General features: G+C 39.2%; 12 protein-coding genes and 1 other RNA gene. 1 reads left to right on the top strand and 12 read right to left on the bottom strand.

Going from position 1 to position 12,263, the window contains the following annotated elements:
- Positions 1-59: 59 nt before the first annotated feature.
- The 12 genes from IV81_RS00175 to IV81_RS00125 form a co-directional block, all read right to left on the bottom strand.
- Complete coding sequence (locus IV81_RS00175; protein WP_057801116.1) at positions 60-2,513, bottom strand: ATP-binding protein; 2,454 nt, start codon at positions 2,511-2,513, stop codon at positions 60-62.
- Position 2,514: 1 nt separating this feature from the next.
- Positions 2,515-3,597, bottom strand: a complete 1,083-nt coding sequence (locus IV81_RS00170) for a carbamoyl phosphate synthase small subunit (RefSeq protein ID WP_057801114.1) — start codon at positions 3,595-3,597, stop codon at positions 2,515-2,517.
- Positions 3,598-3,628: 31 nt separating this feature from the next.
- Positions 3,629-4,162 carry a bifunctional pyr operon transcriptional regulator/uracil phosphoribosyltransferase PyrR gene (gene pyrR, locus IV81_RS00165; RefSeq protein ID WP_057801112.1) on the bottom strand — a complete coding sequence of 178 codons (534 nt, stop codon included), beginning with the start codon at positions 4,160-4,162 and terminating at the stop codon, positions 3,629-3,631.
- A gap of 195 nt (positions 4,163-4,357) precedes the next feature.
- A complete protein-coding gene (locus IV81_RS00160; protein ID WP_057801110.1) occupies positions 4,358-5,263 on the bottom strand; it encodes an RluA family pseudouridine synthase in 906 nt (301 codons plus the stop codon).
- A gap of 8 nt (positions 5,264-5,271) precedes the next feature.
- Complete coding sequence (gene lspA / locus IV81_RS00155) at positions 5,272-5,724, bottom strand: signal peptidase II (RefSeq protein WP_057801108.1); 453 nt, start codon at positions 5,722-5,724, stop codon at positions 5,272-5,274.
- A gap of 13 nt (positions 5,725-5,737) precedes the next feature.
- A complete protein-coding gene (locus tag IV81_RS00150) occupies positions 5,738-7,399 on the bottom strand; it encodes a formate--tetrahydrofolate ligase (protein ID WP_057801106.1) in 1,662 nt (553 codons plus the stop codon).
- A 6-nt stretch (positions 7,400-7,405) separates the two neighbouring features.
- A complete protein-coding gene (locus IV81_RS00145; protein ID WP_057801105.1) occupies positions 7,406-7,789 on the bottom strand; it encodes an EbsA family protein in 384 nt (127 codons plus the stop codon).
- 11 nt (positions 7,790-7,800) lie between these two features.
- On the bottom strand, positions 7,801-8,895 hold the full coding sequence (locus IV81_RS00140) for an NAD(P)/FAD-dependent oxidoreductase (protein WP_057801104.1): 1,095 nt from the start codon (positions 8,893-8,895) through the stop codon (positions 7,801-7,803).
- Between the two features lie 9 nt (positions 8,896-8,904).
- Positions 8,905-10,035: a THUMP domain-containing class I SAM-dependent RNA methyltransferase gene (locus IV81_RS00135; protein ID WP_057801103.1), complete on the bottom strand. Its 1,131-nt coding sequence runs from the start codon at positions 10,033-10,035 to the stop codon at positions 8,905-8,907.
- An 87-nt stretch (positions 10,036-10,122) separates the two neighbouring features.
- An RNA gene (gene rnpB, locus IV81_RS09185) (RNase P RNA component class B) lies at positions 10,123-10,497 on the bottom strand.
- A gap of 22 nt (positions 10,498-10,519) precedes the next feature.
- Positions 10,520-10,864 carry a cell division regulator GpsB gene (gene gpsB, locus IV81_RS00130; protein ID WP_057801101.1) on the bottom strand — a complete coding sequence of 115 codons (345 nt, stop codon included), beginning with the start codon at positions 10,862-10,864 and terminating at the stop codon, positions 10,520-10,522.
- Between the two features lie 75 nt (positions 10,865-10,939).
- A complete protein-coding gene (locus IV81_RS00125) occupies positions 10,940-11,491 on the bottom strand; it encodes an SLOG family protein (protein WP_057801099.1) in 552 nt (183 codons plus the stop codon).
- 154 nt (positions 11,492-11,645) lie between these two features.
- Here IV81_RS00125 and recU point away from each other — a divergent pair, with 154 nt between their 5' ends.
- The gene (gene recU / locus IV81_RS00120; protein WP_057801098.1) at positions 11,646-12,251 is read left to right on the top strand and encodes a Holliday junction resolvase RecU; all 606 of its coding nucleotides are present in this window, start codon (positions 11,646-11,648) and stop codon (positions 12,249-12,251) included.
- Positions 12,252-12,263: the final 12 nt, after the last annotated feature.

Raw genomic sequence — 12,263 nt, 5'->3', positions numbered from 1 at the left:
CAATTCAATTCCAGTCAACAAAAAGCCCGTTACGCTTTAATGTGTAACGGGCTTTTTGGCTAGTTTGATAAAAATTTTGCACCAATTGCGAGTGAAAATGGTGTGTTCTGAGGCTGTTTTATTCCAAATTGATCGTATGGATAAACATGTGCATAGCGATATTTTGCACCCATCATTGGATAATTTTTGATTTGGAAAGCACCGGTAAGAATGATTTCTGTGATCATTCCGGCAAAATCTTGATTCAATACATATGATAAAAATGGCAGATCTTGAATCGCCATCGGAACCGAACTGGAAACTTCTAAAAGATCATCATTTTTTCGTAAAATAATTGAATAAATTCCATTAGCGGTTAGATTTTTACATTCCTCCATTACAACCGCCTTGAACTGCCGTTTGATTTTAGGCGAAGCTTCAATTGGAACAAACATGTTTTCATCGTTAATTCCAATTATCCCAAATAGGTTAGCTTGACCATTAATTTCACTAACAACTGCCATGTAATCGGCGTCAATGTTTTCCGAACGTGTGGTTCGACTTAATGGTAATTGATCGATTTCAACGCCACGAAGAACCAATTGTGACACGATTTCCCATTTTCCCTGTGCAACAATTTTATCGGGTTTCTCCTGATGAATGATATTTAGACAGTTTTCGACCGTCAACGGCTCTAAATAGACCTTATCGGCCAGATCTGGCACAAAAGTGAGCGCGTTGGGATTATTATTAATTAAGATCACTTTATAACCAAGATCCTGACACCTTTTAATTGTTTGAAAAGTGGTGTATTCAGCCGCGCTATTCGTCCCCACTTGACTATTAGCGGTTCCAAGAACTAGGATCTTCTTTCCTACCGTTCGAATTGCCTCGTCTTCATCTTCAAACGTTGAATAATACGTATTTGTGAGATAAGGGAACTCACCCGCCGTGGGCTCAACGCCCTTATAGGTCGCAAAAACCTTAGCCTGTTTAATTCTAAACTCTCGGACTTGATCTGAGCGGACCTCCCATAGATGTGCAATTTGAGTATCGCCAAATCCAAAATATTTAGCTTCTTTTAAGACATCGGCATCAAAATGATGCTCACGTAGTTGACGTTCTAGTTTGACGAGGTGTCTTAGCTTATAGAAATAAAATGCGTCAATATGGGTCATTTCGGCTAATTCGTCCACGGTATATCCCCGCCGTAAGGCTTCTAATAGATAGTAGACTTCGCCCGCTCGAGCGTGAATTAAGACATTAATTAACTGTGCCTCGCTTAATTCCGATTCATCCAAGGCGGCCTGCTCAGCAGTCGTCGTCGAATCAACCGAGCGAATGGCTTTTTGAAGCGCTTCTTCCGCACTTCGACCAAATGACATTACGGCCCCGGTTGATTTCATTTTAGTATTTAATTCTTGATCAGCATTTTTAAAACTAGCAAAAGACCACGTTGGAAAGCGAACCGCAACGTGATCCATTGCCGGTTCAATTAATGCTAATGAATCGTGTTTTTGAACCCCTGATAATTCAATTTCGCGTAGACTTTGACCAAGCAATATTTTAGAAACAACATTAGCAATCGGATAGCCCGTAGCCCTGGCGGCAAAGGCCGACGTTCGATCAAAAAATGGATTAACACGAGTGACAAAATGCTTCCCATCGGTGGGATCTAAAGCAAACTGGACGTGACATACACCCTTGATTTTTAGAACTTCTGCAATTTTTAGAGCAGCTGTTCGTAATGATTGAAACTCAATATCCGTCAAAGTTTGAGTAGGACTAAAGATAATTGAATCCCCTGAATGTACCCCAATAGGATTGAAATTTTCTGCCCCGTTGATCAGTAGTTTAGATCCTTCCGCATCGCGAATAACCGTCATTTCTACTTCTTTGTAACCCACAACGCTTTTTTCGACGGCGATTTGGTTGGTGGTTGAAACTTTAAATGCCGGTTCTAACATTTCAACCAACTGATGTTCGTTATCACATTTTATTCGATTGGTTTTTGTTAACGAGGCGATCGGCTTGATCAAGACCGGAAATCCCACCCTTTTAGCAAATTTAATGGCGCTATTAGCAGTTTCAACCACTGTAGTTGGGATCGTTGGCTCTTTAATGTGACGAAGGACCTTATTCATTAATTCGGGGTTATTAATATTATGAATCGTTGTTGTAGTTACACCCATTGTTCGAATGTTAAGCTCTTTTAATACCTCAGATTCATTGAGCTGTTCGCATAATTGTAGTGCAACCGTGTTCCCCACCACAGGTAATATAATATCAATGTCGTTTTCTCTTAAAATTTGGATTAAACTATTAACAGTCAAATCGTCTACAAGAAATTCAACATCATATTTTAATTGCGGAATAATCGAATTAGCATCATTAGTCACATAGTATAAATTTCGACCGGCTTCGGCAAAATTTTTAATGATCTGAATGGCAGCCGCTTCGCTTTCGGTATCGCGGCCAACTTGTGTCGGACCAGCACCGATTATTAGGATCTTTTTAGATCGGATTCTTGCCATATTAGCGTCCTCCCCTTGTCGTCATCATTTCCATGAACTCGTCAAATAGCTCGGTTGCCTCGTTTGGGCCTGGCGAGCTGTCGGGGAAAAACTGCACACTAAAAGCAGGAAAATCACGGTGTCGCAATCCTTGGACCGATCGATCAATTAAGTCATAGTGCGTGACAATCAAATCATTTCGATCAACGCTTTCGGGATCAACTGTAAAGCCTTGTCCGTGCGAAGCGTACATAATTTCGTCTGTAATCACTGATAAAATCGGATGATTGGACCCATGATGCTCCGAAGATAATTCATTGATTGAGCATCCGTTAGCAATGGCGAAAGCTTCGTGCCCTAAGCCAATTGCAAACAAGGGAATGTTCCGTTGAACCGTTTGGATCATTTCAATCACCTGAGCTGGTAGATCATTGGGATTACCAGGGCCAGTTGAAATAATAACCCCATCTGGATCCAGACTGAAAATGCTGTCGGCTGTTGCCGAATATGGCAAAACAGTCACGTTACAATCCCGTTGACTAAGCTGCCGCAATATTCCGTACTTTAGACCTAAATCGACGACCACCACATTTTTTCCATTTCCCGGATTGGGGAATGCTTTAGGCGTTGAAACTTGGTTTACCTGTTGGTTCGTTAAAACAATTGCCCGTAATTGATCAAATGCATGTTCCAAATCATTTACAGGGTCAATGATGCTCCCCTTAATCGTCCCCGTTGATCGGAGCTTTTTAATTAGAGCCCGCGTGTCGATTCCAGAAATACCTGGTATATTTTGTCGTTTTAAGTATTCGTCTAACGATAACCGCCGCCGACGATTAATCGAGACTGCCGCCACATCACGAACAATAACTCCCTTACATGTTGGATCAACAGACTCATAACTAGAACGATCAATTCCAACAGCACCGATCGTCGGTTGTGAAAAGACAATAATTTGGTTGTGATAAATCTGATTTGTAATTACCTGTTGATACCCGGTCATTACGGTATTAAAAACAACTTCGCCAAAGGTGGTTGCTCGAGACCCGAAAGCCTTGCCCTTAAAAACGGAACCGTCTTCTAATATTAAATATCGGTCTGCCATAGAATAGCCACCTCCATACAATTATTATTACTTAATTTGTTAAAAGAACTACGTCTTCGCCATCAATTTCGCGAACGGAAACATTGATCTTTTCATTTTGAGCGGTTGGAATATTCTTACCAACAAAATCCGCACGAATTGGTAATTCACGATGACCACGATCAACCAATACGGCTAAACTAATCTGAGCTGGTCGATTAATATCCATGATTGCGTCCATTGCGGCACGAATGGTTCGGCCCGTATAAAGTACATCATCGATTAAAATAACTTTTCGATCCTTTAAATCAAGGCGTGCTAAGCTTGAATTAGCTTCAGATGAACGTTTTTCAGCGGAACTTTTTTGGTCGTCACGATACTCGGCAATATCTAATTCACCTACGGGAATATCAAAGTTTTCTAATTGCTTTAAACGTTCAGCAATGCGCCGTGCAATAAAGACTCCACGCGTTTTAATTCCAATTAAAACAATGTCCTCGACCCCTTTATTGCGTTCAATTATTTCATATGTAATCCTTGTTAGCGCGCGCTTCATTGCCATTGCGTCCATAATTTCTTTTTCCATACCTGTTTCTCCTCCTTAATAAATCAAAAAATTGTTACCTTAATTATATCAGTAAATCTTATTTCAAGTCGGAATTACAAAGTTATTTTAGTTTTACATTAAAATAAAACACTATCATTATTTTCATAAAGAAAAGTTTTTAAACAAAATAAACGCTCTTGACATAAAGATTGTCAGGAGCGTTTATCAGCATTATTAATGTTTCTTTCGTAATTGCTCTAAAGTGTCTTTAAAAATTTGTGGTGGTTCCACCTCAAAAGTAAGTTCTTCATCAGTTCCAGGATGTTTAAATCCTAAGAGCGCAGCATGTAAAAACTGTCCTGGCCCCTTTAATGTATTTTTTGGACCGTAAAGCGGATCCCCTGCAACCGGATGTCCAATATATTTCATATGAACACGAATCTGATGAGTTCGTCCGGTCTCCAACTGGCATTCAATTAGCGTATAGTCGTTAAAACGCTCTAAAACTTTAAAATGGGTTACGGCTGGTCGCCCATCCTCTACGATATCCATTTTCTTTCGATCTTTTTTAGATCTACCAATTGGCGCGTCAATTTTACCGGACTCTTCTTTAAAATTACCGTGAACGATCGCCAAATACTTTCTTTGATTTGTTTTGGCCTTTAATTGGGCACTTAAGCTAAGCATTGCTTGATCATTTTTGGCCACCATTAGTAATCCCGAGGTATCCTTATCAATTCGGTGGACAATTCCTGGACGAAGCTCACCATTGATCGTCGCTAACGGTGAATGTGCCAGAAGGCCATTCACCAATGTTCCATGTTCATGACCTGGTGCGGGATGGACAACCATGCCTTGCGGTTTATTAACGACAATAACATCTTGGTCTTCATAAACAATGTCCAAGTCCATCTTTTCAGGGATTAAATCCACCTTAACTGGATCTGGTAGTGTCACATCAATTGAGTCATTGACATTGACCTTATAACGACTATTTGTACTCATATGATTAACCAAAATGAGCTCATCTTTAATTAATTTTTGAATTTTCGACCGTGATAAATCTGGAAAGTGACTGGTGACGATCTTATCTAAGCGTCCCGTTTCATCTTCCGTAATTGTAAATGAGAACTGCTCCATACTCTTTTCTACCCCTCAATTCTTTCATCGCGAATAATCGCAACGAATAGTACTAAAACACCAACGGTCAAGCATACGTCAGCAACGTTAAAAATTGGAAAATTAAAGAAATCAACTTGGAACATATCAACAACGTATTTTAAGCGAATTCGATCAATAAAATTTCCCAACGTACCAGTAATCATCAAGATCAATCCCCATTGGTAGATCGAATGTTGCCGTTGGGTATACAGGAGGTAGAATAAGACTATCAGTGCCACAACCGTAATCAGATAAAAGAAGACCTGATTTCCGGATAAAATGCTCCAAGCGGCACCGTCATTGCGCAGGTTTGTTAATGAAATAACTCCAGGAACAACTTCTTTAACTTCGCCGACGCTAATTTTACTGCTAACAAGGTATTTTACTACTTGGTCGAGTCCCAGCAGTAAAATACCGACAATATAACTAATCCATCTCATAAAAATTTAATTACTAGAATAACCCGGTAATTTCTCCTTTACTGTTAATGTCGATATCTAAAGCAGCTGGATGCTTTGGCAATCCAGGCATCGTTAGTATTTTACCGGTCAAGGCAACTAAAAAGCCCGCGCCAAGTCGAATATTAATATCACTTACCTGGATGACAAAGTCACTTGGTGCCCCCAGTTTTTTAGGATCATCTGAAAATGAATATTGAGTTTTCGCCATGCAAACTGGCATCTTGTCCCAACCATTTTCTTCGCATTCTTTAATTTTTTTCAGTGCCGCGCTCGAGAACTCTACCCCGCTACCACCGTAGATATTCTTTACAACAGTTTCAATTTTATTTTTAATCGAATCGTTGACATCGTAAAGTTTGTGCATATCGCCTAAGTCTTGATTGGTAAGGCGGATTACTTCGTTGGCAAGCTCTTTAGAACCTTCGCCACCCTTGGCCCATGCATCGGTGACAATTGCATTTACACCTAGAGCTTTAACCATTTCAGCCAGCTTAGAAACTTCCGCATCGGTATCACTAACGAAGTGATTAATCGAAACAGTAACTGGGATATTATAACTCATCATATTTTTGACGTGTCGTTTTAAGTTAACAAAACCCCTTTCGAGCGCGGTGAGATCTTCCGTCTGTAAATCCGCTAAATTAGCACCACCGTTATATTTGAGAGCACGAATTGTAGCAACGATAACAATTGCATCAGGAGTTTTACCCAGAACAGGAGTTTTAATATCAAGAAATTTTTCAGCACCTAGGTCGGCACCAAACCCTGCTTCTGTAATGGCGTAGTCAGCATGTTCTAACGCTGTTCTAGTTGCAAGAACGCTGTTACAGCCGTGAGCGATATTTGCAAACGGTCCACCATGAATAAGTGCAGGAGTATGTCCAATGGTTTGAACTAAATTTGGTTTAATGGCGTCCTTCAAAAGTGCCGTAATCGCACCACCAACATGAAGATCTTTAACAAAAACGGGCTTTCCATCATAAGTATTGGCTATCAGAATTCTATTAATTCGATCTTTTAAATCGCTTAGATCTTTTGATAAACATAAAATAGCCATTAGTTCACTAGCCACCGTAATATCAAATGCGTCTTCTCGAGGAACACCGCTAAAACGGCCACCAAGTCCAATTACAATGTTACGTAAGGAGCGATCATTAATATCCAGACACCGGCGCCACACAATGCTTCGTGGATCGATATTTAGATCATTGCCCTGTTGGATGTGATTGTCAATTAAAGCAGCCAACGTGTTATTTGCAGCGGTTAGCGCGTGCATATCACCAGTGAAATGTAAATTGATATCATCCATTGGAATGACTTGTGAATATCCGCCCCCGGTGGCACCGCCCTTCATGCCCATTACGGGACCTTGGGAGGGTTCACGTAATGCTACCATGGCTGAATTCGTAATTTCATTCAACGCATCACCCAAACCAACGGTGACGGTTGATTTACCTTCCCCTGCCGGAGTGGGGTTAATTGATGTAACCAAAATAAGTTTTCCCATTGAACCTTTTTCTTTCTCCGAAAAAATATTTATTTTAGCCTTGTAGTGACCATATGGTTCAACCTCACCTTCGGTAAATCCTGCTTTTTGAGCAATGGATTGAATTGGTAGCATTTCAGCCTTTTGAGAAATTTCAATATCATTCATATTTATCTACCCCTCTGTTAAAGTTTTAAATAATTTACTAGCCGTCTTGGGACCCATCAATAGTTTATATCTTTTATGTTCGTATTCAAAACTTAAAGATAGTTTCCCCTTGGTAACGTTTTTGATATTTCTAATACTTAAAACCGAAAAATTACTTTTGATAACTTTATTTATAATCAATTCATTTCCAATGATTTCGATGGTCCGACTAACCGTCTGAATGCTAATTATCATCACAAAAATTGCAAAAAAGATGGCCGTAATCCAATTAAAGGTCGTTACTTCTAACCAAAAAATAACGCCCACAATCAAGATTAAGAGTGTCCAAGACCAGGTGATAATATTATTCAAAAAATCTGGTTGGTAGTAGAAGCGTTCGACTTTTTTCATATTAATCCCCCCTAATTGACATAAGTTGAAATTGGTTTCGTCAGATGTGAGACGTCTAGGAGTGGATTATCAATCAAATCCACTAGTAATTTTCCAATAATTGGTCCGGTAGTTAAGCCCGATGACCCCAACCCTGAGGCAACCAAAATTTGAGAATGCTGTGGTAAACGACCAAAAAATGGTGCAAAATCTTCCGTATACGCCCGTGTACCAACGCGAACATGCTTAATTGCCTTTTCACTTAACCCAGGAATTATTCGCTGACCACTGGCCAATAAATCTTTAACGATTTCGGCACTAACCGTGAGATCAAATCCCTGATCATTTTCGTGAGTAGCACCAATTAGGAGTGTTCCATCATTGGTCGGGATAAAATCTCGTTCACCTTCTGGCATTAGTACTGGTGCATTGTGGTCGATAAATTGATTGTCTGGAAGATTAATTTCAATCAACTGCCCCTTTTGCGGACGAACCTGGGCTTGAATTCCCAATGGCGCCAAAGTCTGCGCTAGCCACGCTCCTGCGGCAACAATTACAAGATCAAAATTGGATCCATTTACAAATGCCTGCTGGCCCTCAATTGTGATTTTAGCGGGCGCTTGAACTACTTGAACTTTTTCTTGATTTCGGAGATTCAAAAAGTGGATAAAACGCTGTCCATCAATTCGAGCTCCACCTCGGACAAACACGCCATTTGACGTTGATTGTATAAATGGGAAAAGCTTTTTGATTTGCGAACTAGTAACTTCACTAAAGTCCCCCATCTGTGGAGCATTTTGAATGCGCTGCTGAGCTAGTTCTAGTAGCGATTGTAATTTATCATCGGAATCCCTAGTGTAAATAACGCCACTTTGTAAATACACATCCTTAGGCATTTGATACTTTTGCGCCATCTCTTGCATAAATTCAGCACCCTGACGCGCTAAATTGTACCATTTTTGATTCCGTCGTTTTGAAAGCCAAGGTGCAATGATTCCTGCAGAAGCAATCGTAGCCGTTCCTTTTAAACCATCAAATTGTACAATATCACTGTTCGGATGCCGCTCTAGCATTTCATTTACAAAGGTTGCACCAACAATTCCGTTTCCGATTACAGCAATTTTCACACTGAAAACCTACCTTTCACGCTTACCCCAAAATTGAAAATAATCCGTTCTTAAAGCCCCATTGTATAACTTACGTTTTTTAGTGGCTTTTTGACCATAATAATTTTCAAAATCAAGATCGCTCGTGATAAAATAACGACTCCAAGAACGTAACTGACCAGTTGAATCACCTAGTTGACGATAAATTTTTCGTACAAGTTCTTGATCGCCCATTCGTTCCCCATAGGGCGGGTTACCGATCATTACGCCGTTCTTTTTATCCGTCTTAAAGTCTTTGACTGCTTGCTGTTTAAAGGTGACAATTCCTGCTAAACCTGCTTCTTCAGCATTCTCGGTCGCGATATCAACCATGTTTTGGTCAATATCATAGCCGGTAATGTCTAATTCAACATCGTAGTTGGCTTGCTCATCAGCTTCAGCACGAATTTGATCAATGACTTTTTGATCCGCAATTGTCCAATCTTCGCAAACAAAATCACGGTTAAACCCTGGTGCAATGTTTTGGCCAATTAAAGCAGCTTCAATGGGAATAGTTCCTGAACCACAAAATGGATCAACTAATGGCATATCAGTATGCCAATTTGTTAATAGGATTAATGCAGCGGCCATCGTTTCTTTTAATGGCGCTGTTCCCTTATGTAACCGATATCCCCGTTTGAACAGACTATCTCCGGTTGTGTCCAAAGTGATCATCGCCTGATCTTTATCAATGGCAACCTCAAGTCCATATTTAGCGCCCGTTTCAGGAAATTGATTGCGCCAGTGAAAAACATCACGTAACTTTTCAACAACCGCCTTTTTGGTGATTGCTTGAACGTCTGGAACGCTATAAAGAGTTGATTTTTTGGATTTACCGCTGACTGGAAAGGCTCCATCAACGGGAATTAATTCGTCCCAAGGCAGTGCTTTAACTGATTCAAAAAGCTGATCAAACGTGGTTGCCTCGAATTCACCAACCACGATTTTTATGCGGTCAGCAGTTCTTAACCAGAGGTTGGTTTTGATAATGTCTTCGAAAGTCCCTTGAAAGCGGACACGACCGTTTTCAGTCTTAACATCATATCCCATCTCGGTTAGTTCATTTTTGGTTAAACTTTCAAGACCGCTGGCCATTGTCGCAATTAAATTAAATTTCTTCATGCTTTACTTCCCTGTTTATAGATTTTAGTTAAAATAAAAAGCTAGGATAAAAGATAACTTTTACCCTAGCTTTCCTGAATTGTAAATCTCTGTAAGCCATGTTTTGTCCAAAATAAATTCTCAGGAAAATTTAAATTTGGGTAATCATCTATCTCCAGATAATATCTGCCCCCACACTTGATTCATTTACGTATGTGAAGCTCCCCTACCATAGTTTGGGTTTCCCGCTCGAGGGGTTTACCGCGTTCCAACTTGTTAATTTCTTAACAAGATCGTCTCTGTGGCACTTTTCAAAGTTACTTAAGCATGATCTAAAAGATTTTAGCTTGTTCACTTGCCGTCATCTGTAAAACAGATGCCCCAGCTTATTTTTTCGCCAGGCACGAACACTACAAGCATCGCAGCTTGTGCGAGCATGGACTTTCCTCAGTTAGCAAAAGCTAACCGCAATTACCCGAGATTTACAAAATATTATTAAATTGATTTAGATCCGGTGTGAATCGTTACCGTTATCTTCTAATTGAGCCCCAAACACACGACGCTCAAGGTTTGATAAGCGCTTCAAAACATCTACGTTCGTTGCACCACTAACAGGTGCTGATGATTCTTCAACCGTGCTGCCAACTGAAGCTTGCTTGTTGAGTTCATCAACCTTGTCAGTTAAACGATCGTTTTCATTTTTCATACGTTCAATTTCTTTGTTGAAATTCTCGTAGTCTTTAATTACTGAATCCAAAAAAGTATCTACGTCTGCTGGATCATATCCACGCATTTTTGGCTTGAATTCCTTTTGTAAAATATCTTTTGGAGTAAAGTTAATGTTATCCATCGTTGCACCTCGTCGATTGCTATTGTTCAAATTATCATACTTGATTGTATCAAAGATTCCATAAAATTCAAAGGTCTATTCGTCCTTTTCTGCATATAAATTAGATTCTTCCTCTAAATCATAAAAATCAATCGTTTCTAAATTATATGAATTCTTTTCTTGAAAATTTTGGATTGCTTTTAAATCAAAACTTGTTTTTCCTTCATGCTCATCATCATACACTAAAATGGCCTCATCCGTATGGTTTAGCATAAATGTTTGGTAATTTCTTAATTGTTGCGGATTTTTATACGAATCCTCGCTAACATTGGCTGTAAAATTAACCGCGCTTTTTAGCTGCGTTAATTTTTCAAGCTTGTCTTCTTCCCATTGTTGTCCAAAATCGGCGAATGGAAACATCAATGCCGTCTGTAATTCTGGGTAATCCTTTCGAAGTTCATTGGCAACTTCAAGTCCCCATTGTTCTACGCCTAGCTGTGGGCCAGAGATCACCCAACTGGTTCCCGTTTCGATTTTTTCAACTAGCTTTCGTTTGATTGCACTTTTAATTATTTGCAGCTTTGGATCCGTGTCGGAAAAAACGGACAATTCATAACTTCGATATCCAGTTAACCATACTCTACTCATTTTTTATCTCATTTCATTCTTATAATTTTTTTAATTTGTATTAAAGTTCGCTTCCGATTATACTTTTATTCTTTAAATAAAATGCTTTTTAAACTTTTTGTAATCTATCAAGCTGAATACCATAGTATAATAAAGCAACAGGGAGGAATTACCTTTGAAATTTAACTATCCAACTGGAGTTACAGCTAATAATTCTAGTGCATCCAATGCTAAAGTCAATGCTGCGACCGTTTATGGAAAACGTGGAATGTCTTTAGAAGAAGAAATTAATACGAGTAATACCTATTATCTTTCAAATGCAATTGCAGTAATTCATAAAAAACCAACCCCCATTCAAATTGTGAAGGTTGATTATCCTAAGCGGAGTGCGGCAACAATTCGAGAGGCATATTTCAGCAAAGCTTCAACTACCGATTACAACGGCGTTTATAAGGGGAAGTACATTGATTTTGATGCTAAGGAAACCACCAATACTACATCGTTTCCACTAAGTAATTTTCATGAGCATCAGATTAATCATATGAAACAATGCCAAAATGCCGGTGGTATTTGCTTTACAATTGTAAAATTTGTAAAATTGGATAAGATATTCCTATTAAAGGCAGAAGATCTTTTCCATTTTTGGGATAACAAGGAAACGGGTGGTCGAAAATCGATTCCTCTTTCTACTTTTGAAGAAAATGGATATCTAATTAATTATCATATTAATCCATTAATTCCATATCTTGATGCTGTGGATCAAATTATGAAAAAATTATAGAATCGATTTTCT

The sequence above is a fragment of the Pediococcus stilesii genome (genome assembly GCF_001437075.1).
Lineage (GTDB): Bacteria > Bacillota > Bacilli > Lactobacillales > Lactobacillaceae > Pediococcus > Pediococcus stilesii.
The sequence above is the reverse complement of the archived record's forward strand: the minus strand, read 5'-3'. Positions and strand labels throughout refer to the sequence as shown.

Excerpts from the sequence above, each read along its gene's own strand:
- IV81_RS00170 (WP_057801114.1), bottom strand. The coding sequence starts at position 3,597 with ATGGCAGACCGATATTTAATATTAGAAGACGGTTCCGTTTTTAAGGGC.
- gpsB (WP_057801101.1), bottom strand. The coding sequence starts at position 10,864 with ATGGATAACATTAACTTTACTCCAAAAGATATTTTACAAAAGGAATTC.
- IV81_RS00135 (WP_057801103.1), bottom strand. The coding sequence starts at position 10,035 with ATGAAGAAATTTAATTTAATTGCGACAATGGCCAGCGGTCTTGAAAGT.
- IV81_RS00160 (WP_057801110.1), bottom strand. The coding sequence starts at position 5,263 with ATGGAGCAGTTCTCATTTACAATTACGGAAGATGAAACGGGACGCTTA.
- IV81_RS00125 (WP_057801099.1), bottom strand. The coding sequence starts at position 11,491 with ATGAGTAGAGTATGGTTAACTGGATATCGAAGTTATGAATTGTCCGTT.
- pyrR (WP_057801112.1), bottom strand. The coding sequence starts at position 4,162 with ATGGAAAAAGAAATTATGGACGCAATGGCAATGAAGCGCGCGCTAACA.
- lspA (WP_057801108.1), bottom strand. The coding sequence starts at position 5,724 with ATGAGATGGATTAGTTATATTGTCGGTATTTTACTGCTGGGACTCGAC.
- IV81_RS00150 (WP_057801106.1), bottom strand. The coding sequence starts at position 7,399 with ATGAATGATATTGAAATTTCTCAAAAGGCTGAAATGCTACCAATTCAA.
- IV81_RS00145 (WP_057801105.1), bottom strand. The coding sequence starts at position 7,789 with ATGAAAAAAGTCGAACGCTTCTACTACCAACCAGATTTTTTGAATAAT.
- IV81_RS00175 (WP_057801116.1), bottom strand. The coding sequence starts at position 2,513 with ATGGCAAGAATCCGATCTAAAAAGATCCTAATAATCGGTGCTGGTCCG.